Source organism: Chryseobacterium sp. 2P (assembly GCF_059579425.1).
Map to the genome: position 1 here is coordinate 468,248 of NZ_CM184194.1, position 20,112 is coordinate 488,359.

18 protein-coding genes, 7 tRNA genes and 1 other RNA gene are annotated in these 20,112 nt (G+C 37.2%); 16 read left to right on the forward strand and 10 right to left on the reverse strand.

Features of this window, described 5'->3' with window-relative positions; genetic code table 11:
* Positions 1-90: 90 nt before the first annotated feature.
* Genes coaE through ruvB form a run of 3 tightly spaced genes read right to left on the reverse strand, consistent with a single transcriptional unit; the run spans position 91 to position 2,675 of the window.
* Complete coding sequence (gene coaE, locus AC52CF_RS01885) at positions 91-726, reverse strand: dephospho-CoA kinase (RefSeq protein ID WP_214591011.1); 636 nt, start codon at positions 724-726, stop codon at positions 91-93.
* A 9-nt stretch (positions 727-735) separates the two neighbouring features.
* Positions 736-1,602, reverse strand: coding sequence for an MBL fold metallo-hydrolase (locus AC52CF_RS01890; RefSeq protein ID WP_076390684.1), 867 nt, complete (start codon positions 1,600-1,602; stop codon positions 736-738).
* A 50-nt stretch (positions 1,603-1,652) separates the two neighbouring features.
* Positions 1,653-2,675, reverse strand: coding sequence for a Holliday junction branch migration DNA helicase RuvB (ruvB, locus tag AC52CF_RS01895; RefSeq protein ID WP_214591010.1), 1,023 nt, complete (start codon positions 2,673-2,675; stop codon positions 1,653-1,655).
* Between the two features lie 174 nt (positions 2,676-2,849).
* On the opposite strand from ruvB, the gene AC52CF_RS01900 reads away from it, so the two are divergent.
* From AC52CF_RS01900 to AC52CF_RS01920, 5 genes are all read left to right on the forward strand, one after another.
* Entirely contained in the window at positions 2,850-3,215 is a 366-nt protein-coding gene (locus AC52CF_RS01900; protein ID WP_375180897.1) for a four helix bundle protein, read from the forward strand.
* A 28-nt stretch (positions 3,216-3,243) separates the two neighbouring features.
* Positions 3,244-4,467 carry an imidazolonepropionase gene (gene hutI / locus AC52CF_RS01905; RefSeq protein WP_375180896.1) on the forward strand — a complete coding sequence of 408 codons (1,224 nt, stop codon included), beginning with the start codon at positions 3,244-3,246 and terminating at the stop codon, positions 4,465-4,467.
* 127 nt (positions 4,468-4,594) lie between these two features.
* The gene (locus AC52CF_RS01910) at positions 4,595-4,906 is read left to right on the forward strand and encodes a GIY-YIG nuclease family protein (protein ID WP_076390687.1); all 312 of its coding nucleotides are present in this window, start codon (positions 4,595-4,597) and stop codon (positions 4,904-4,906) included.
* Positions 4,907-4,965: 59 nt separating this feature from the next.
* Positions 4,966-5,886, forward strand: coding sequence for a formimidoylglutamase (gene hutG, locus AC52CF_RS01915; protein ID WP_214591143.1), 921 nt, complete (start codon positions 4,966-4,968; stop codon positions 5,884-5,886).
* Between the two features lie 141 nt (positions 5,887-6,027).
* Positions 6,028-7,326, forward strand: coding sequence for an aldehyde dehydrogenase family protein (locus tag AC52CF_RS01920; RefSeq protein WP_214591008.1), 1,299 nt, complete (start codon positions 6,028-6,030; stop codon positions 7,324-7,326).
* A 146-nt stretch (positions 7,327-7,472) separates the two neighbouring features.
* Here AC52CF_RS01920 and pyk read toward each other — a convergent pair whose 3' ends face one another.
* Genes pyk through AC52CF_RS01945 form a run of 5 tightly spaced genes read right to left on the reverse strand, consistent with a single transcriptional unit; the run spans position 7,473 to position 11,654 of the window.
* Positions 7,473-8,918 carry a pyruvate kinase gene (pyk, locus tag AC52CF_RS01925; RefSeq protein ID WP_214591007.1) on the reverse strand — a complete coding sequence of 482 codons (1,446 nt, stop codon included), beginning with the start codon at positions 8,916-8,918 and terminating at the stop codon, positions 7,473-7,475.
* Positions 8,911-9,384 (reverse strand): IPExxxVDY family protein, encoded by a 474-nt coding sequence (locus tag AC52CF_RS01930; RefSeq protein WP_214591006.1) that lies wholly within the window; start codon positions 9,382-9,384, stop codon positions 8,911-8,913. Before AC52CF_RS01930 ends, pyk begins: the two co-directional genes overlap by 8 nt.
* On the reverse strand, positions 9,362-10,126 hold the full coding sequence (gene rnc / locus AC52CF_RS01935) for a ribonuclease III (RefSeq protein WP_076390691.1): 765 nt from the start codon (positions 10,124-10,126) through the stop codon (positions 9,362-9,364). The genes AC52CF_RS01930 and rnc overlap by 23 nt, the downstream gene beginning before the upstream one ends.
* A 9-nt stretch (positions 10,127-10,135) precedes the next feature.
* Positions 10,136-11,380, reverse strand: a complete 1,245-nt coding sequence (gene fabF, locus AC52CF_RS01940) for a beta-ketoacyl-ACP synthase II (RefSeq protein ID WP_076390692.1) — start codon at positions 11,378-11,380, stop codon at positions 10,136-10,138.
* Between the two features lie 34 nt (positions 11,381-11,414).
* Positions 11,415-11,654, reverse strand: coding sequence for an acyl carrier protein (locus AC52CF_RS01945; RefSeq protein ID WP_002976354.1), 240 nt, complete (start codon positions 11,652-11,654; stop codon positions 11,415-11,417).
* A 302-nt stretch (positions 11,655-11,956) separates the two neighbouring features.
* Here AC52CF_RS01945 and AC52CF_RS01950 point away from each other — a divergent pair, with 302 nt between their 5' ends.
* Positions 11,957-12,454, forward strand: coding sequence for a thermonuclease family protein (locus AC52CF_RS01950; protein WP_375180895.1), 498 nt, complete (start codon positions 11,957-11,959; stop codon positions 12,452-12,454).
* Positions 12,455-12,495: 41 nt separating this feature from the next.
* Here AC52CF_RS01950 and ssrA read toward each other — a convergent pair.
* Positions 12,496-12,897, reverse strand: a transfer-messenger RNA (tmRNA) gene (gene ssrA, locus AC52CF_RS01955).
* Positions 12,898-13,267: 370 nt separating this feature from the next.
* The gene (locus AC52CF_RS01960) at positions 13,268-17,095 is read right to left on the reverse strand and encodes an FIDD domain-containing protein (RefSeq protein WP_375180894.1); all 3,828 of its coding nucleotides are present in this window, start codon (positions 17,093-17,095) and stop codon (positions 13,268-13,270) included.
* A 352-nt stretch (positions 17,096-17,447) separates the two neighbouring features.
* Here AC52CF_RS01960 and rpsU point away from each other — a divergent pair, with 352 nt between their 5' ends.
* The 10 genes from rpsU (at position 17,448) to AC52CF_RS02010 (ending at position 19,880) form a co-directional block, all read left to right on the forward strand.
* On the forward strand, positions 17,448-17,645 hold the full coding sequence (gene rpsU, locus AC52CF_RS01965) for a 30S ribosomal protein S21 (RefSeq protein ID WP_062697349.1): 198 nt from the start codon (positions 17,448-17,450) through the stop codon (positions 17,643-17,645).
* A gap of 83 nt (positions 17,646-17,728) precedes the next feature.
* Positions 17,729-18,616: a phage lytic cycle repressor MrpR family protein gene (locus tag AC52CF_RS01970; RefSeq protein WP_235131841.1), complete on the forward strand. Its 888-nt coding sequence runs from the start codon at positions 17,729-17,731 to the stop codon at positions 18,614-18,616.
* Positions 18,613-18,903, forward strand: a complete 291-nt coding sequence (locus tag AC52CF_RS01975; protein WP_375180893.1) for an HPF/RaiA family ribosome-associated protein — start codon at positions 18,613-18,615, stop codon at positions 18,901-18,903. The genes AC52CF_RS01970 and AC52CF_RS01975 overlap by 4 nt, the downstream gene beginning before the upstream one ends.
* Positions 18,904-19,012: 109 nt before the next feature.
* Positions 19,013-19,086 (forward strand) — tRNA-Thr (locus tag AC52CF_RS01980).
* A 20-nt stretch (positions 19,087-19,106) separates the two neighbouring features.
* A tRNA-Tyr gene (locus AC52CF_RS01985) sits at positions 19,107-19,187 on the forward strand.
* Positions 19,188-19,271: 84 nt separating this feature from the next.
* Positions 19,272-19,344: transfer RNA gene (locus AC52CF_RS01990), tRNA-Gly, on the forward strand.
* 92 nt (positions 19,345-19,436) lie between these two features.
* Positions 19,437-19,510, forward strand: a tRNA-Thr gene (locus tag AC52CF_RS01995).
* A 20-nt stretch (positions 19,511-19,530) separates the two neighbouring features.
* Positions 19,531-19,611, forward strand: a tRNA-Tyr gene (locus AC52CF_RS02000).
* 84 nt (positions 19,612-19,695) lie between these two features.
* Positions 19,696-19,768: transfer RNA gene (locus AC52CF_RS02005), tRNA-Gly, on the forward strand.
* Positions 19,769-19,808: 40 nt separating this feature from the next.
* Positions 19,809-19,880: transfer RNA gene (locus AC52CF_RS02010), tRNA-Thr, on the forward strand.
* The last annotated feature ends 232 nt before the right edge of the window (positions 19,881-20,112 follow it).

Here is a 20,112-nt window from a genome sequence, read left to right on the forward strand (position 1 = left end):
AGCAGGCTCTCAGAAATGAGAGCCTGTTTTTTATGTGAGAAAACACAAGCACTAAAAAACTCGTTAGAAATACATCCAACGAGCTTAATTTTATTCAATATCAAAAACAACTTTTTCGGTTTGTTCCTTGAGGTCTTCAAGATTTGTGTTGTTATAGATAATGCAGTCGGCAATTTTTATTTTCTCTTTTTCCGGCATTTGTTTTTCCATAACAGACTGAACTTCGCGGTAGGTTTTTCCGTCCCGGTCCATCACTCTTTTTATTCTGATATTATCTTCCGCAGTTACCAGTATAGACTTGTAGCATTGCAGGTTTAATTTTAACTCAAACAATAAAGCTGTTTCTTTAAAAACCAGATATTTCGTTTGTCTTTTTACCCAATCCTCAAAATCTGTTCTTACAGCAGGATGAATAATTTTATTTAATCCCTGAAGTAAATCTTTATCGTTAAAAACTTTTTCAGCAACATATTTACGGTTGTAGACTCCGTTTTCATCATAGGCATTATCTCCTAAAAGTTCTTTGATCTTCTGTTTTAAATCATCATTGTCATTCACAATATCTTTTGCCCTGTCATCCGAATAATAAATCGGAAATCCGAATTCTTCAATGAATTTGGCAACCGTAGTTTTTCCGGATCCGATTCCGCCAGTTAAGCCAATGATTTTGGGTGCAGATAAGGGATCAGGTTCTGCTTTCTGAGTTTCTGAATGTAATTTCTCCATAGTTAAAAATTAATATCCAAAAACATCATTAAAACTAAACGTCTCATCTAATCTTACCCCTTTTTCAGTCATTTTCAGACTTGCCAGTTCGTTGTGTGCGTCATGCTCAAAGAACAACAGATATTCATTATCCACACACTGCTTAAGAAATTTACCCTTTTCTTCTAAAGTTAAAAGAGGTCGGGTATCATAACCCATCACATAAACCTGAGGAATATGTCCCGCTGTCGGAATTAAATCGGCTGCAAAAACAATCGTTTTTTCCTGATACTGAATGACAGGAAGCATTTGTTTTTCGGTATGACCATCAACGAAAATCACATCCATTTTCAAGTCAGGTGCAAAACCGTAATTTCCCGTTGCCGGAAGAGGTAAAAAGTTAAGTTGTCCACTTTCCTGAATCGGGATAATATTCTCTTTCAGAAAACTCGCTTTTTCTCTTGCATTAGGTTCCGTTGCCCATTTCCAGTGGTTTTCATTCGTCCAGAACTGTGCATTTTTGAATGCAGGTCTGTAACCTGTTTTATCGTCATTCCATTCAATTGCGCCACCGCAGTGATCGAAGTGAAGGTGAGTAAGAAAAACATCCGTAATGTCTTCTCTTACAAAACCATATTTTTTTAAGTTTTTGTCTAAATTATCGTCTCCCCAAAGCGAATAATGACCGAAAAATTTATCGTCCTGCTTATTTCCTAAACCGCAGTCAATTAAAATTAATTTTTTTCCGTCTTCCACAAGAAGAGAACGTGTTCCCAGCTCAATTAAGTTTCTTTCGTCTGCAGGATTGGTTTTTTCCCACAAACTCTTTGGGACGACTCCGAACATCGCTCCGCCGTCGAGCTTAAATTTTCCGCATTGTATTGGATATAGCTTCATATAATATTGAGTTTTTTATAATGTTATTTATTTTTTATTTAAGTCAAAAATCAGAAAAGTTCTCCTGGGTTTTTAGGCATTGAAATGTTGAGGTGTTTATAAGCTTTTTCCGTTACTTCACGACCTCTCGGTGTTCTGATGATAAATCCTTCCTGAATTAAAAAAGGCTCATAAACTTCCTCCAGAGTTTCCGGATTTTCTGCAATAGATGTTGCCAAAGCCGAAATTCCCACGGGTTTTCCTTTAAAATTTTCGATCATTACGCGCATGATTTTGTTATCCATTTCGTCCAGACCATATTCGTCCACATTTAATGAATCCAAAGCATATTTTGTAATGTTAATTTCGATTTCTCCGTTTCCTTTTATTTCTGCAAAATCACGGACTCTTCTTAAAAGTGCATTGGCAATTCTCGGTGTTCCACGGCTTCTTCTGGCAATTTCAATTGCGGCATCTTCATAGATTTTTACGCCCAGAACTCTTGCACTTCGGATAATAATCATCGACAAAAGTTCAATCGTATAATATTCAAGTCTGCTTTGGATACCGAATCTTGCCAGCATCGGTTTGGTAAGCATTCCGCTTCGTGTTGTTGCTCCCACCAAAGTAAACGGATTCAAGCCGATCTGTACACTTCGTGCATTCGGACCGGTTTCCAGCATGATGTCGATTTTATAATCTTCCATCGCAGAATACAGATATTCTTCCACAACAGGAGAAAGACGGTGGATTTCATCAATGAAAAGCACATCATTTTCTTCCAGATTGGTTAATAAACCGGCTAAACTTCCGGGTTTATCCAAAACAGGTCCCGAAGTTATTTTGCAGTTTACCCCAAGTTCATTTGCGATAATATTGGCCAAAGTGGTCTTTCCCAAACCGGGAGGACCGTGCAAAAGAACATGATCCAAAGCTCCGCCACGTCTTTTGGCAGCCGTTACGAAAACTTCGAGATTTTCCAATGTTTTTCTCTGTCCGGCAAAATCTTTAAAACTCTGGGGACGAATCTGCTCTTCCTGCGCAAGTTCTTCGCGGGAATAATTGTCTTTATCTGGATGTAAAAAATCGGGCATTAATTCAATTTCATTTACCGTAAAGATAGGAAAATTGAGGTAAAAATTAAGGTTGAGGCTGAGATTAATTTTAGTGTAATTCTGAGCTTTAAGTAAAGATTAAGGGCAAGTGTATTTGTGATTTACAATATTGATATATTTTAAGTATTTTTGAGAGGCAAATAGTAATAACAAATGATAAAAGATTTTACTGAGATGCCCGTTTGGCAAAAGGCAATGGATATTGCTGAAAAATGTTTTAATATATCTGAAAGTTTACGCAAAAAAGAAGATTATGCGTTGACTTCACAATTAAGAAGATCAGCGGAAAGTATTTCAGCAAATATTGCTGAAGGTTTTGGGAGAAGAACAGCGAAAGATAAAGGCAGGTTTTATGATATTTCCAGAGAATCTGCATTTGAAACTAAAAGCCATTTGATATACGGAAGCCGAGTAAAATATTTTTCAGAAAATGAGTGCTTAGAAATAAAAAATTTAATTAATGAAGTTGTACATGATTTAAATAAGATAACAAACCATTTAAGCAGAATTCATCCTTAATCTAAGCCTCAATCTTAATCTTATAGTAATGAAACTAATTGGTCCTTTCAAGCAGGTTGTAACACTTGCAAACCTTCCTTTAAGAGGAAAACTTTCAGACGAACAACTTGAGATCATTCCCGATGGAGGAATTTTAATCAATAATGATAAAATTGAGAAAGTCGGAAACTTTGATATTCTAAAATCCGAAAACCACAATATAGAAATTGAAACGGTAGAAGGAGAGCAGATTGTTCTTCCGGCTTTCGTAGATTCCCACACGCATATTTGCTTTGGCGGAAACCGTGCGAATGATTTTGCCATGCGTAACGCAGGAAAAACGTACCTCGAAATTGCCGAAAGCGGGGGAGGAATCTGGAGCTCGGTGAAGCATACAAGAAATGCATCGGAGGAAGAATTGTTAAAAACTTTGCTGGAAAGAATTGACTTTTTAATTTCTCTTGGAATTACCACCATCGAAGTAAAAAGCGGGTATGGTTTAGACGTAGAAAACGAACTGAAAATGCTTCGCATCATTAAAAAAGCACAGGAACAGACGAAAGCCACTTTGGTTTCGACCTGTCTTTCCGCACATCTGAAGCCAAGAGATTTTGAAGGAAGCAATGAAGACTATTTACACTATATTGTAAATGAAATTTTACCGGAAGTAAAAGAAGAGGATTTGGCAAAGCGCGTAGATATTTTCATTGAAAAATCTGCATTTCAGCCCGAAGAAAGTAAAAACTTTTTGTTAAAAGCTAAAGAATTAGGTTTTGAAATTACAGTTCATGCCGATCAGTTTACTCCGGGAAGTTCAAGAATTGCAGTTGAAGTGGGGGCAAAATCTGCCGATCATCTGGAAGCAACTGTTGATGACGATATTGAATTTTTAGCCAAATCCGATACGGTGGCAACCGCTTTACCCGGTGCAAGTTTAGGATTGGGAGAAAAGTTTACGCCGGCGAGAAAATTACTGGATGCAGGAGCGATTGTAGCGATCGCAAGTGACTGGAATCCAGGTTCTGCGCCGATGGGAAATTTAATTACTCAGGCTTCCATTCTGGCAACATTTGAAAAATTAACCACAGCAGAAGTGTTAGCAGGAATTACTTTCAGATCAGCTTTTGCATTGGGTCTGGAAGACAGAGGAAGATTAACCGAAGGACAAAAAGCAGATTTTGTGACTTTCAAAACCAATAATTTCCAGAATGTCCTTTATAATCAGGGAAGCTTGAAAGCGGACAAGGTTTATATTGATGGAATTAAAATTTAAAAAGCATGATGTTTTATATTACAGATTAATTTAGATGCTTTCAGCATGACAAATATTACGCTATATTAAGACGTTCGAATTGTCATGCTGAAAGCATCTAAATATACTTTAATACAAATGATAAAAAATGTTCGAATTAAATGAAGGAATTTATAAATTTTATGTTTACATCTTAACTAATAAAAACAGAACAGTTTTATATACGGGAGTTACCGGAAACTTGCATCAGAGATTATCTCAGCATATAAATAAATTAAATCCTGATAGTTTTACCGCAAAATATAATGTCTGTTTTCTGATTTACTATCAAAGCTTTGGCTGGATACATCAGGCGATAGAAAGAGAAAAAGAAATAAAATTATTAAAAAGAGACAAAAAACTTGAATTAATAAGAGCAATAAATCCCAATTTAGAATTTCTTAATTATCTTTTTGAATAAATTGCAGAGAGGCTTCCGGGATAATAATTATAAACACACACAAATTAAACTTATTAATGATGAACACGATTTGGCAGGGAAGATTAGACGGAGAAGAACTTCTTTTCCACAGAATATTTCAGAGGGTGAAAGAAGAAAATAATTATGATCTTGTTTCACCTAAAGATTTCGTTTTACATGGATTTGCTGTAGATGAAGGTGTTAGACGGAATAAAGGAAGACAGGGCGCAAAAGATGCTCCGGATATTATCCGCAGAAATATGTCGAATTTTCCTGTAATCCGTCCAGATTTTTCTTTGCTGGATTTTGGAAATATTACCTGTGAAGACGGAAATTTAGAAAATACCCAAAACAGTCTTGCCAAAAATGTTTCCAAAGTGTTGCTGAAAGGAGGAAGGTCTGTGGTTTTAGCCGGAGGTCATGAAGTCACTTACGCACATTATTTAGGACTAAAAACAGCTTTTCCTGAACAGAAAATAGGAATTATTAATATTGATGCTCATTTTGATAACAGACAGCCTGAAAATGGAGTAGGAGCGAGTTCGGGAACCGGATTCTGGCAAATTGCTCAGGAAGGCGAAATTCATTCGCTGCATATCGGGATTCAGAGGAATTCTAATACTCTGAAATTATTTGATACCGCTCATCAGTACGGGATGAAATATATTCTTGCCGATGAACTTTTCTTTGAAAATTTACCTTCTGTTTACCAGAGAATAAATGATCTTCTCGACAGTGTAGATTATCTGTATCTTACGATTTGTATGGATGTTTTTAACGCTTCCATTGCTCCGGGAGTTTCTGCTTCTGCATACAACGGTATTTTTGCCGATGCGACATTTATGCATTTTTACAGACATATTCTGAAAAGTGAAAAGCTTTTGGCACTTGATGTGGCAGAAGTAAATCCGCAGTTTGATATTCATGAAAGGACGGCGAGACTGGCGGCAACGCTTGTGAATGAATGGTTTATGATTTAACATAAAATTTAACAATATTCCGATAGAAAAAATCATTATTTTATATAACCCGAAGGAACAGGATTTGTTGCTTCCAAAACGCTTGAAGAAAGCATGAATTAAATTCGGCACAGATTCGGATTTAAAAACAGAAATTATAGTATGGAACAATTAATTGAAAATAAACTTATCAAAGCAGATAAGGCATTTTCAGAATGGAGAAAAGTACCATTCGAAGACAGACAGAAACTCATTGCTAAAGCAGCGGAAATCTTAAAAAACAATTCTGAAAAATTTGGAACGATCATTACTCAGGAAATGAACAAACCTATTTCAGAATCTATTGCTGAAGTGGAAAAGTGTGCTTTAATGATGAATTATTATGCAGATGCCGAAAATATTTTAAAACCAGAGAAAATCGATTCTGAATTTTCTTATTCTGAAGTTCATTATGTTCCAAAAGGGGTAATTTTAGGAGTAATGCCATGGAATTTTCCTTTCTGGCAGGTCTTGAGATTTGCTGTTCCAGCGATTTTAGCAGGAAATACCGTTGTATTAAAACATGCTTCAATTTGTTTTGGAAGCGGAAACGCTATAGAAGAAGTACTTTTGGAAGCCGGATTTCCGGAAGGAATTTTCCAGAATCTTGAGGTAAGTCATAAAGAAGTAAAAGGAATTCTCGAACATGATGCGGTAAAAGGAGTTAGTCTCACAGGAAGTGGAAAAGCCGGAGGAGAAGTCGCTTCTATTGCAGGACTAAATATCAAAAAATCATTACTTGAACTTGGTGGAAGTGATGCATTTATTGTATTGGACGACGGAGATCTGGATGAAGCGGCAAAAGCAGGGGTAAAATCAAGACTTCAGAATTGCGGGCAAACCTGTACTGCGGCAAAAAGATTCATTATTGATGAAAAAATTGAAGACGCTTTTCTTCCTAAATTTATTGAAGAATATAAAACATATGAAGTTGGAGATCCGATGAATAAAGAAACCAAAATTGCCGGAATGGCAAGACCGGATCTGGCGGATGAACTGGAAAAACAGTTTCAGAAAGCACTGGAACACGGAGCTGAAATCATTCTTCCGTTGGAAAGAATTTCTGAAAATGAATTCAGACCTGGTTTAATTCGTGTGCAGGAAGGAAATCCTATTTTGCAGGAAGAGCTTTTCGGACCTTTGGGAATGGTGATGATTGCTAAAAATGACGAAGAAGCTTTAAAAATGGCGAATGATATTCCTTTCGGGCTTTCTAATTCCGTATGGACAAAAGATCAGTCACGACAGTTATTTTTTATTGAAAACCTTGAATCCGGAACCGTTAATATCAATAGAATGACCAGTTCTGATCCGCGTTTTCCATTCGGAGGATCAAAGGCTTCAGGTTACGGAACAGAACTTTCTTTATTGGCTTTACGCGAATTCGTAACAGCAAGAACTGTGGTGGGAAATTATGAGTAAAGAAGGAAGTTGGAAGAGGGGAGATGGAAGTTTATAATAGTGCTGCTTAATGCGCTTTCAACATTTATTCTTTCCGCTTTTGGCTCATAAAAAAAACTCACGAAGATCTTTCGTGAGTTTTTTTGTTTATAATGACTTCGTTTGAATTAAACTGTCGTTAATCTTAAGGTATTTGTTTTTCCGCCTTCGTAAGATGGAGTTGCATTGATGTTGATTACAAAGTCTCCAGCCTCGATATATCCGTAGTTATGTGTCAGCATATTTACTTGGATAATCGTTTCATCAGTAGATTTCTTCATATCGTAATAATAGGCGTGAACTCCCCAAAGAAGGTTCAGCATGGTAATAACCCTCTTGTTTCCACTATATACGATGATGTGTGAATTGGGTCTGTGTGCAGAAAGCTGAAACGCTGTATATCCTGAACTTGTTAAGGTAACAATCGCAGAAACGTTGGTAGTTTTCGCGATTCTTACTGCCGCAAGACAAACTCTGTTGGTGATAAATCGATCATCAATACAGTTGAAATCCTTTTCGATAGGCTCGTTTTTGTGCTGGTAAAAATGCGTAGTTTCAATATTCTTTACAATTTTAGCCATATTTTCCACCACCTGAACCGGATATCTTCCTACAGAAGTTTCTCCTGAAAGCATTACCGCATCCGCTCCGTCCAATACAGAGTTTGCAACGTCATTTACTTCCGCTCTTGTTGGTGTTAAACTGTTAATCATCGTTTCCATCATCTGAGTAGCGATAATTACCGGCTTGGAATAGAATCTTGCCTTTTCCACAAGAGTTTTCTGGATGGCAGGAACTTCTTCCATCGGAACTTCCACTCCTAAATCTCCACGTGCAACCATTAAACCGTCGCATTCCAATAAAATTTCTTCTATATTTTTTACACCTTCCGGCTTCTCAATTTTCGCAATGATCGGCGTTTTGAATTTTCCGTTCGGATGTTTAGAAATCAATTCTTTAAGATCTATAATATCCTGTGCATGACGAACGAATGAGAGCGCGATCCAGTCTACCTCCTGATCCAGCATAAAATTCGCATCCTGAATATCTTTTTCTGTTAATGCAGGAAGAGAAACGTTTGTATTGGGAAGGTTTACTCCTTTTTTGGAACTTAATGGTCCCCCCTGAATGGTTTTCGCTTTTACGGTATCTGTAAGGTTGGTTTCAGTTACTTCTAAAACTAATTTACCGTCATCAATAAGAATTCTTTCCCCAACTTTCACATCCTGTGGAAACTGTTGGTACGTCATGTACACTTTTGTAGAATCTCCTTCAATTTTTTCATTGGTGAAAGTAAGGATGTCTCCCGGATTAAGGTAAGAACCTTCTTTTACAACTCCTACTCTTAGTTTAGGACCCTGTAAATCTCCTAAAATACCAACCGAGAAACCGTATTCTTTATTGAGTTCTCTGATGATTTCGATATTTGAACGAACTAAGTCGTAATCAGCGTGTGAAAAATTGATTCTGAAAATATCAACACCTGCTTTCATTAACCCTAACATTACTTCCTTTGACGATGAAGCCGGACCAAGCGTTGCAATAATTTTTGTTTTCTTTAAATACTTATTCATAATACTGGATAATTTGATAAAGTTCTTCTTCAGAACCTAGTGTATAATCTTGAATTGGAAACACAAGATTTTCAGGGAGCAAAATTACGGAAAAATCAGGAAACTGTTCCGAACTGTGCAAAATATATTGCACTTCTACCTGATTATTTAATAAAAATTTAATGTTTTCTTCTTCCGAGAAGAGCTCTGTCTGTAATTTTTTTTGTTTACTTTCCGAAGATCTGTTCGAAATAAAAGTAAAACAGGTCTTTGTAAACTTATGGTAAGCCTCAAATCTTGAAAAAAAATAATCATAAAACGACCCGTGAAGAATAACATCTTCAATCCTTTTGAATGTAAGATCGTTGTTTTGATTCACCTTGTAGAAAAACTCATGATCGGGTATATTTTTTGCTAATCTTACCAATCCGATGGTAATATCTTCAAATTCTATATCATCAATGTCATAAAGTTTTTGGATTTCCAAGTATATTTTCTTTTTTGTTTAAAATATAAAATGCTCTTTGTGCTGCCTTTTCTTCGGCTTTTTTCTTAGAAGTTTCTGTGGCATTCGCGATTTTTTCTTCTCCCAGCCATACATGACAGCGGAAAACAATCGATTTATTTACCTGAATTTCTTCGCAGGTTTCGTACTTTATATTCAGTTTCTTCTTTTGGCTCCATTCGAGCAGAAGACCTTTGTAGCTTACAATTTTATTTTCCAGCTTGTTAATTTCCGTTGGCGTCAGTAATCTTTCCAGAATGATCTTTTTACAGGTTTCATACTGGAAGTCGAGATAAACAGCACCAATTAAAGCTTCAAATAAATTTCCGGAGATGTTTTCACCTAAAGCCACCACAGAGTTTTGTTTCTGCAGAAGATTGGTAAGTTTTAAATCTTCTCCTAATTTATTAAGATTCTTCCTATTAACAATCTTAGATTTCATCTGCGTCAGATATCCTTCATTGGCTTGAGGATAGGTGTGAAACAAATGACAAGAAATAATTGTACCCAAAACAGAATCTCCTAAAAATTCCAGCCTTTCGTAATTGCTGTCTTTATTTTTAGAAGAATTTTTTAAAGAAAAAGCTTCGCGGTAGAGGGCAACATTCTGTACCTCAGTTCCAAGCATTTTGCTGAGTTCAGTAATGAGAAAATAATCTCTCTCCGTTAATTGTCTTTTTCTTTTTTTGAGAAGGAATTTAGAAAAGTATTTCTGTAACTCCATTCAGTAGATTTAGATTTTCTTAAATAGAACGCAGGCATTGTGCCCACCAAACCCAAAAGTATTACTCATGGCTACTTTTACATCTTTCTTAGCAGCTTCGTTGAATGTGAAATTCAGTCTGCTATCGATATTTTCATCATCAGTAAAATGGTTGATGGTAGGAGGAACAATACCATGAATAATAGTTCCCAACGCAGCAATAGCCTCAATAACTCCTGCAGCACCCAAAAGGTGACCGGTCATTGATTTTGTAGAATTAATCTGAATGTCGAAAGCATGTTCTCCCAATAATTTTGAAATAGCATTGGATTCTGCAATATCTCCTAATGGAGTAGATGTACCATGCATATTGATGTGATCTACTTCATCAGCAGTTAATCCTGCATCTTCCAGACAGTTCTTCATTACGAGATAAGCTCCTAAACCTTCAGGGTGAGGTGCAGTCATGTGATGTGCATCTGCACTCAGACCGCCGCCTTTTAATTCTGCGTAAATTGTAGCCCCACGTTTTACTGCGTGCTCATATTCTTCAAGAATGATACATCCTGCTCCTTCACCAAGAACAAATCCATCTCTGTCTTTGTCGAAAGGTCTTGAAGCCGTTTTAGGATCATCATTTCTTGTAGAAAGTGCCATCATTGCATTGAATCCACCGACACCACTTGCTGTAACGGCTGCTTCAGAGCCTCCACATACAATTACATCTGCTTTTCCAAGCTGGATCAGCATTTTGGAATCAATTAAAGCGTTTGCAGAAGATGCGCATGCAGAAACAGTAGTATAATTCGGACCATGGAAACCATATTCAATAGAAATATGCCCTGGTGTAATATCCGCAATCATTTTAGGGATAAAGAACGGGTTGAATCTCGGGATTTCCGTGTTTGCCCATCCTAAAACTTCAGTTTCAAAAGTCTCTAAACCTCCGATTCCTGAACCCCAGATTACGCCGACTCTGTTTTTGTCTACATTGTCTTCAATAATTCTTGAGTGCGTTACTGCTTCTCTTGCAGCAACAAGCCCAAGCTGTGTATTCCTATCCATTTTTTTAGCCTCTTTCTTATCGAAATGGTCTAAAGGATTGAAATTTTTAACTTCGCAAGCGAACTTAGTTTTAAAGTTTGTGGCATCAAAAAGAGTAATAGGAGCAGCACCGCTCTCACCTTTTACAAGATTTTCCCAGTATTCTTTTGCATTATTTCCAATTGGTGTTATTGCTCCAAAACCGGTTACAACTACTCTTTTTAATTCCATAAACTTTGTTTAATTTCTTTTTTGTTGAAGAATATTATTTATTTACTACTTCTTCGATATAAGCGATAGCGTGTCCTACAGTAGTAATTTTTTCTGCTTGATCATCAGGGATTTGAATATTGAATTCTTTTTCAAATTCCATGATAAGTTCAACTGTATCCAATGAATCAGCTCCTAGATCGTTTGTGAAGCTAGCTTCTGGAGTTACTTCTGTTTCTTCAACGTCAAGCTTATCAGCGATGATAGCTTTTACTCTTGATGCAATGTCTGACATAGTAAATTTTTTTTTAATTGTTAGATGGTGCAAATATATAAAATTCTTTACGATAAAACATTTTTTTAGTCTTTTTTGTGGTTTACATAAGAGTATTTTGTAGTTTGTGAGTTTAGTCTTTTAGTTTTCAGGGGTTTATATTTTAACATTTCATTGTCTTATTTAAGTTTATCATTCACAATTTTTTGGACTCAATATAGAATCTGTCTGATTGAGCTTTTTAAAAGTTATTTTTTACCTCAGAGCTTTATAATTACTACTTTTGCAGCCTGTTTTAAAATTCGAAATATTATTTGTTATTGATGAAAAAAAATCTGCTCATTCTTTTTGTATTGTTTTCAGTTCTTATTTCTTCACAAACGGCAGGAAAGGTAATTAAAGTGAAAGATGGTGATACGGTGGTTGTGCTGTTATCCGACAGCACACAGGAAACTTTAAGGCTCGCGGAAGTAGATTGTCCCGAAAAAGGCCAGGCTTTTGGTAAAAATGCCAAACAGTTTACCAGTGATGCCGTATTTGGCAAAACAGTTACATTTTACAGAACCGCAAAAGACCGATACCAAAGAACTGTTGCTAAAATTTTTTACGATCATAATAAATATCTTTCTGAGGAAATCATTAAAGCAGGTTTCGGATGGTGGTATTTTAAAGCATCGAAGAATCTTGATCTGCAAAAACTACAGGACAGCGCGAAAGAGAATCGTTTGGGTTTATGGACGGATAAAAATGCAGTTTCGCCTTGGGAATACCGAAAGAGCAGAAGGAAGAAAAACATGGACAATAAAAGTAAAGCCCTTTAATATCTGAAAAAGAAAAAAGAGACTGCTGAAAACAATCTCTTTTGTGGAGTTGGAGGGATTCGAACCCTCGTCCAAACAAGCAATACATAAGCTTTCTACATGCTTATTCTGCTATTGATTTTCGACGGGAAGCAGAGAGCAGACACCCAACTTCCGGCTTATCTTCTGAGGTTTTCGAGCTTTAGCCGAAGCGTCCAAAGCCTTATTTCCGCATTCCTATATCCCAGAATCAAACGCCGCAGAACAGGGCATTTGTGGAATATCTTGCTTCCCTACTAACATCTTCGGGAAAACGCTTGATCTACTATACTTCGATATTAAGCTGCAAGAGCGAACTCTTCGTTGCCAGTTAAAATTTTGTAGCAAGGGATTATAGAGATCGCGCTACGGTTCTCTGCATGCTTACTTACCCATTGGTCTTGCTGTCGAAACCAGTCAACCCCATGAATAAAGTGAATGCAAAGATAACACTTTTATTCAAATTCAGTTCATATTCTTTCAGTCATTTTAAAAATGGAATTTCAAGGTGTTTTTTATTTGGAGCTTTATCCTGCTTTCCGTTACAATTCCTCATTGCGCGGCTCCGCTTTGCTCCGCCGCTCCAGTCCGGGATTTTCTCTTCAATCAGGGCTAGGATAGAAGTGGGTAGTATAAATGATAGTCAGAAAAAAACTTTCAGCAAAGAACAAAAGTCTGAACAGCAAAAAACAAAAAGTGCCGGAAAAAACTCCGACACTTATATAATTTATCTAATTCCTTTCCTCAATCTTAACTTCAACCTCAATCTCAATCTCAGTCTTAACTTCAACCTCATCAATCCCTGTTTTTCAGTAAAATCCATCCCGAAAGCTGAACAGGCTTTTTAATGATTTTATCTTCCCATTGTAATTTATACCAATAAGTTCCGGTTGGGAGAGGTCTTCCGATGTATTTTCCGTCCCAGATCGGTGTTTTGGTGGTTGGTCGGAAAACTTCTTTTCCGTATCTGTCGAAAATACCCCCTTCAAAATTTCCGTATTTGCTGATTTCGCTGAAATCAATCACATCATTGCTTCCGTCGCTGTTTGGAGTAATAACGTTTGCCATAAAGAAGGTGTAATATTCTGCGGTGGTATCGCAGGTTGCCCCTCTGTTTCTTACCCTTATCGAATATTTCGTGTTTTTTAGCACCTGAAAAGTGTTGGAAGTCTGCCAAGTTACGCCTCCGTCTATGGAATACTCTATAGGTACATTGCCATTATTTTGTACAACAATCGTTAAAAAAGGATCTTTGTAAGTGATTTCTTTAATTTGAGGAGTAACAATATATCCTACCGTTGCGGTAAAGGTCTTAGAGCACACTCCATTACTGATGGTTACAGAATAAGTTCCTGGTGTGTCCACATTGATGGTTTGAGAAGCTGCTCCGGTATTCCACGAATAAGAATAATTCGGTCCGCTTCCTGCATCCAGAATACCTTTGTCACCTTTACAGATTTCGATATTTTTCAGAGTAGAAACAATTTCCGGAACAACCGTGATGGTAATCGTAGCAGGAGTTGTAGCAGAACAGCCGTTTGTCCCGATTCCCGTTACTGTGTACGTTGTAGTCGTAGTCGGGGAAACAATCTGTGTGTTGCCGTTTCCTGTTAATCCCGTCCATGTGTAGGTTGCTGCGCCCATTGCCGTAAGAGCAATAGACTCACCTTTACAAATTGATAGTTTAGGAGCTGAAACGCTTATGATCGGCGGTGTGATATTCTTAATGACCGTCACTGAACCTTGTTTCGCACATCCGTTGGAAGTCGGGCTCGTAATCGTTAAAGTGTAAGTTCCCGCATTATTCACTACCGGAGTTAAGGTATTGGCTCCGGAAACAATATTTCCACCTCCCGTAGCGGTCCATAAAAACGTTGATCCCGGTTGGTATACAGACGCTGTAGCATTTAAAGTAACCTGAGAATTTGTACAGTTAATTTCTGCCGGAGTATTAATATTTACTATAATAGCCGGATCCATCGTAACGGTTGCTGATTTTGTGTACTGACAGCCGTTAGGAGTGGTCACGGTCACGGTATAAGTTCCTGATGCGGTTACCGTTGTGCTAGCTGTTGTTGATCCGTTGGACCATGAAAATGTATTTCCCGTTCCGTTTGCAGTAGCCGTTAAAGTGGTTGAAGCGCCTTCACAGAAATTTAAATTCCCGGAAATCTGAACATTCGGATCAGTTCCCTGAGTTATAATCACAGAAACAGGATCGCTTGTGCAGGTTCCGTTATTATAGGTTAAAGTATAAGTTCCCGGAGTTGATACGGTAATTGACGGTGTCGTTGCGCCGTTAGACCATGTATTTCCTGTTGCTGAACTTGAGGTTAAAGTAACAGCATTATTGTTACAGATGACATTCGACGAAGCAGTAATCGTCGGAACAGGTTTTACATTGACAATTAACTGTAATTCTGCTACTTTCGAACAAGAACCGGATTTCACCAAAACATACATAGTAGCGTTTCCTGAAATATATGCCGAAGGATTTGCAATGGTATTGCTGTTTCCTGCCAATGCATCCGCCTGATTCAGATAATAACTGAATATTACTCCTGTCGTTGTACTGATGTTAGGTTGCGCTGATGTTAAATTAAATGTCCCGGTATTGTTATTTGAACAGACACTTAAAGATGAATTTTGTACAACAGGCACAGCCCCCTGAACTACTGTCACGGATTTTGTGTACTGGCAGTTCGCAGGAGTTTGTACTGTAACCGTATAAGTTCCCGGCGCAGAAACTGAAATTGAATTTCCTATGGCACCTGTAGACCATGAATATGTATTTCCTGTTCCGGTTGAGGTTGCTGTAAGTGTGGTCGGAGATCCGCACACAATTAAATTTCCTGTAATCTGAGGATTAGGATCACTTTCTGCGGTTAATGTTACTGAAACCGGTGCGCTTGTACATGTTCCGTTGGTGTTGGTTAAGGAATAAGTTCCTCCGGATGTAACCGTAATAGATTGCGTTGTTGCTCCGGTAGACCATGTATTTCCTGTCGGAACACTTGATGTGAGCGTTACATTTCCACCGAAACAGATCGTTGAAGATGAACTGGTAATTGTAGGAGACGCAAGCTGAGTTACATTGAGCTGAAGCGAAACGACTTTTGAGCACGTTGCAGTTTTCACTCTTACATAAATTGTTGCGTTTCCTGATGTGTAAGCGGTCGGGGTTGCGATGGTATTTGTATTTCCGGCAATGGCATCTGCCTGATTTACATAATAATCAAAAGTAACTCCCGAAGTCGTGCTGATGTTAGGCTGAGCGGTTGTTAAATTAAAAACTGCTGTGCTTGTACTGGAGCAGTTGGTTAAAGTGGCATTCTGAGCAACGGGAACAGTTCCCTGTACAACGGTTACAGATTTAAGATATTGGCAGTTTGCCGGAGTTTTCACTGTTACGGTGTATGTTCCCGGTGTGGTTACAGTAATTGTAGGAGTGGTAGCTCCTGTAGACCATAAATAGGAGTTTCCTGTTCCGGTTGAGGTTGCGGTAAGTGTCGTGGAAGTATTTTCGCACAATGTCAGATTTCCTGTGATCTGCACATTCGGATCCGTGTCCTGAGTGATGGTAACCGAAGCTTGTGGGCTTGTACAAACTCCATTGCTGCTGGTTAGGGTGTAGGTCCCTGGTGTATTTACCGTGATAGACTGGGTTGTAGCTCCTGTAGACCATGTGTTTCCGGTAGCGTTACTTGATGTTAGTGTAATATTTCCGCTTGGGCAGAGTTTTGTTGCAGATGCAGTAATAGATGCAGTTAAACTTTTGTCTTTAAAAACTATGGCATTTGTCTGTTTGCAGGAATTGATGGAATTGTTAGGATTGTTAGGATCCTGATAGCTTATATTATAATAATAGGTATTGCCTGTATTTACAGTAATAGGTGCTGTGATAGGGTTGCTTCCTGTTGCAGCATTGTTTGCTGTGCTATAATATGAAACGAAAAAATTAGAATTTCCGTTTAGTATCCCGGGAGATAATGTGCTGAAATTAAAAGTTGCAGAACTTCCGCAGATATTTATTTCTCTCGGAGAGCCTGGAGTAGGTCCGGGGTTTCCGGGAGGAACAAAAGGGTTGGGGGCAAGTGTTGAATTGGTAAAAGGTGAAACAAAAGTTGCAGTTCCGCCCCAAGTTAGATTAAAAGTGTAAACCGACGGAGACCAGTTATCTATATATAAGTAATACGTCTGTCCTGCCAAAACATCCATGTATTTACAATAAGGATCTGTATTTCCGGCACCGGATGAAGTGTTGGTATTGGTCATGTTCATTCCGGTATTAACGTAATATCCTGAAGCATTACATCTTACCGGAGTTCCTCTGGTGGAACAGGTTACATTTGGCCCGTAAATCGCCCAGTCATAATCTACCGGTCCTGTGGGAACCAGATCAAAAGTAAGGGTTCCGCTGGTAGCTATTGTAAACTTATACCAAACTGAATGATTTTCGTATGAGAGACATCCTCCCAGAGTTTCATTGATGTTTCCTATTCCTACGGGAGTATAATTTATACCTGAATTTCCGCAGACTGTAATGGCAGAAATACAATCTTCCTGTGAAAACACGAAACCGGAAAAGAATATAAAAATAGAAAAGAGTAATTTTTTAAGCATTGTGAAGGGAATATGAATATGGTTTTACTCAGAATAAAATCAGGATCCGGAATTTGCCAGAGATAAAGCAAAATCTACTACAATTAAAAGTTATGGAAATGTACGCATAGCTGTTTGGTTTTAAACAATTTAATATTATTTACAAAAATAAATAAATAAGTACGTAAAAGTATATAATTTATTAAATAATTATTTATAAATAAACATAAATTATTATAAAATTATTGTTAAATGTCAGTTTTATTAAGCTTTTTCAAAATTTGAATTCATTTACTTTGAATGTTTTATTCAATAAAGTTTTGTGTTTTAATAAATAATGTTTATTTTTGCAATCCAAAATGAGATGTAATATATGTTAATAATTCCAGTAAAAGACGGAGAGTCTATCGACAGAGCATTAAAAAAATATAAAAGAAAATTTGATAAAACTGGTACAGTTCGTCAGTTAAGAGCTAGACAACAGTTTATCAAGCCTTCTGTAACTTTAAGACAAGCTAGATTAAAGGCTGCTCACAAGCAAAGAAATCTTAGCAAAGAAGAACAGGCTTAAGAATTTTCTTACCCACATACTAAATTCACTCTTTAAATGTTTATATTTGAAGAGTGAATTTTTTGTTTTTTATATACTAAATGATGCTGGACAAATTCCTGGAATATTTACAATTTGAGAAGAGATATTCTCCTCACACCATTACAAGCTACCGAAAAGATCTTGAAGATTTCTCCCGTTTCTACATGAAAACAGAATCTTCAGAAGATATTTCAAAAGCGGACAAAAAAATTATCAGAAATTTTATCGTTGAATTAAGCGAAAATGATATTTCCAAACGAAGTATCAACAGAAAATTGTCTTCTCTTCGCAGCTTTTATTTATTTCTGCTAAAAATCGGCGAAATAAAAGTTTCTCCCACAGAAAGTATTTCGTCATTAAAATTTTATCCCGAAAAACAGATCCCGATGTCAAAAGAAGAAATGCAAAAGCTTAATGATCAGGTTTTTGAAGAAATTCAGGATGTTTTGCATAAATGCATTGTGGAGGTTCTTTACCAGACAGGAATCCGGAAAGCAGAGCTTTGTGGTATGACTTTTGAAAATGTAAATCTCAGCGGAAACGAACTGAAAATAATAGGAAAGGGAAACAAAGAAAGATATATTCCCATCTCCGGAGAGCTTTCGGATCTGCTGAATCGTTATTTGAAAATAAGGAAACCGCTGCCTGAACATGATTTATATTTTTTTGTCAATACCAAAGGCAAAAAACTCACTGAAAAATTTGTTTATGTGGTCGTTAATAAGTACCTTAGTCTTATAACAACAAAAGAAAAAAGAAGTCCTCACATCCTTCGTCACAGCTTTGCTACACACGTTTTGGATAATGGGGCAGAGATCTCTAAAGTAAAAAAAATATTAGGACATTCCAGTCTTGCAAGTACTCAAGTCTACACGAATGCTAATATTGAACAATTGAAAAAAGTGTTTAATCGGGCTCATCCAAGAGCTTCAAAAAATGACGAATTATGAAGATCACAGTACAATCAATTGGTTTAACTCCACACGAACCACTAGAATCACACATTGAAAAAAAAGTAAGCAAACTGGATACTTTTTATGACAAAATTCAGGAGTGTAAAATATTCTTAAAAGTAGAAAACAACTCGGATAAAGCGAACAAAACGGCCGAGATTATTCTGGCGGTTCCGGGAGACGATATCGTAGTAAAGAAAACCTCTACAAGTTTTGAAGAAAGTTTAGACCTATGCGTTGATACTGCTAAAAAGCTATTAATCAAGAAAAAAGAAATGGCTTAGGAAAAAAAGTTAAAAAAAGTTATTAAAAAATTTGAGAATTCAAAAAATCCGTTCTATATTTGCACTCGCAAAAAGGGAACAGCGATCTTTTGAATTCTTTTTTAATAATGCTTCCATAGCTCAGTTGGCCAGAGCACGTGATTTGTAATCTCGGGGTCGTGGGTTCGAATCCCTCTGGAAGCTCAATTTAATATAAAATATCTGGGGAGATTCCAGAGTGGCTAAATGGGACTGACTGTAACTCAGTTGCTTCGGCTTCGTAGGTTCGAATCCTGCTCTCCCCACATTTTATATTAGAAAAAAGTTGCATAAATAAAGGATTTTCCTTAAGTTTGCACAGCGTTACCAATAATTTTGGAAACAAAATTGCGGAAGTAGCTCAGTTGGTAGAGCGTCAGCCTTCCAAGCTGAATGTCGCGGGTTCGACCCCCGTCTTCCGCTCGAATATCACACTCTTAAAAAGCGTGATTTTTTTTACTACTGAAATGATGTAGAGTAGAGTTTCTCACAGCATTCAGTCCATGTATTAAAATGCTTCCATAGCTCAGTTGGCCAGAGCACGTGATTTGTAATCTCGGGGTCGTGGGTTCGAATCCCTCTGGAAGCTCAATTTAATATAAAATATCTGGGGAGATTCCAGAGTGGCTAAATGGGACTGACTGTAACTCAGTTGCTTCGGCTTCGTAGGTTCGAATCCTGCTCTCCCCACATTTTATATTAGAAAAAAGTTGCATAAATAAAGGATTTTCCTTAAGTTTGCACAGCGTTACCAATAATTTTGGAAACAAAATTGCGGAAGTAGCTCAGTTGGTAGAGCGTCAGCCTTCCAAGCTGAATGTCGCGGGTTCGACCCCCGTCTTCCGCTCAATAAAAATCACGCTTTCCGGTGTGATTTTTTAGTTTAAGCCGACTTAGCTCAGCGGTAGAGTGCTTCCTTGGTAAGGAAGAGGTCACGGGTTCAAGTCCCGTAGTTGGCTCTCATTTCATCCCGATTTCTTCGGGATTTTTTTATGTATTTATTTTATGTCTGAATTTCGTCTGAAATTTTAAAAACTTTCGGGAAAATGAAAAATAGTGATCCTTACCTTATAGATTCTGTTAAACACTCTGCATAAAAAGCAATTCGAATTTATTTTATTTTCAGGATAAAAATTTCCAGAAGCATTTAATACAAATCTTAAAATTCAATTAAAAGTAATTCCTGCACTT

Coding starts and splice junctions, on each gene's coding strand:
- pyk (WP_214591007.1), bottom strand. CDS start 8,918: ATGAATAAGTATTTAAAGAAAACAAAAATTATTGCAACGCTTGGTCCG.
- AC52CF_RS01910 (WP_076390687.1), top strand. CDS start 4,595: ATGTTCGAATTAAATGAAGGAATTTATAAATTTTATGTTTACATCTTA.
- fabF (WP_076390692.1), bottom strand. CDS start 11,380: ATGGAATTAAAAAGAGTAGTTGTAACCGGTTTTGGAGCAATAACACCA.
- AC52CF_RS01920 (WP_214591008.1), top strand. CDS start 6,028: ATGGAACAATTAATTGAAAATAAACTTATCAAAGCAGATAAGGCATTT.
- AC52CF_RS01945 (WP_002976354.1), bottom strand. CDS start 11,654: ATGTCAGACATTGCATCAAGAGTAAAAGCTATCATCGCTGATAAGCTT.
- rpsU (WP_062697349.1), top strand. CDS start 17,448: ATGTTAATAATTCCAGTAAAAGACGGAGAGTCTATCGACAGAGCATTA.
- AC52CF_RS01900 (WP_375180897.1), top strand. CDS start 2,850: ATGATAAAAGATTTTACTGAGATGCCCGTTTGGCAAAAGGCAATGGAT.
- AC52CF_RS01950 (WP_375180895.1), top strand. CDS start 11,957: ATGAAAAAAAATCTGCTCATTCTTTTTGTATTGTTTTCAGTTCTTATT.
- AC52CF_RS01975 (WP_375180893.1), top strand. CDS start 18,613: ATGAAGATCACAGTACAATCAATTGGTTTAACTCCACACGAACCACTA.
- AC52CF_RS01960 (WP_375180894.1), bottom strand. CDS start 17,095: ATGCTTAAAAAATTACTCTTTTCTATTTTTATATTCTTTTCCGGTTTC.
- rnc (WP_076390691.1), bottom strand. CDS start 10,126: ATGGAGTTACAGAAATACTTTTCTAAATTCCTTCTCAAAAAAAGAAAA.
- AC52CF_RS01970 (WP_235131841.1), top strand. CDS start 17,729: ATGCTGGACAAATTCCTGGAATATTTACAATTTGAGAAGAGATATTCT.
- AC52CF_RS01890 (WP_076390684.1), bottom strand. CDS start 1,602: ATGAAGCTATATCCAATACAATGCGGAAAATTTAAGCTCGACGGCGGA.
- ruvB (WP_214591010.1), bottom strand. CDS start 2,675: ATGCCCGATTTTTTACATCCAGATAAAGACAATTATTCCCGCGAAGAA.
- coaE (WP_214591011.1), bottom strand. CDS start 726: ATGGAGAAATTACATTCAGAAACTCAGAAAGCAGAACCTGATCCCTTA.
- hutG (WP_214591143.1), top strand. CDS start 4,966: ATGAACACGATTTGGCAGGGAAGATTAGACGGAGAAGAACTTCTTTTC.
- hutI (WP_375180896.1), top strand. CDS start 3,244: ATGAAACTAATTGGTCCTTTCAAGCAGGTTGTAACACTTGCAAACCTT.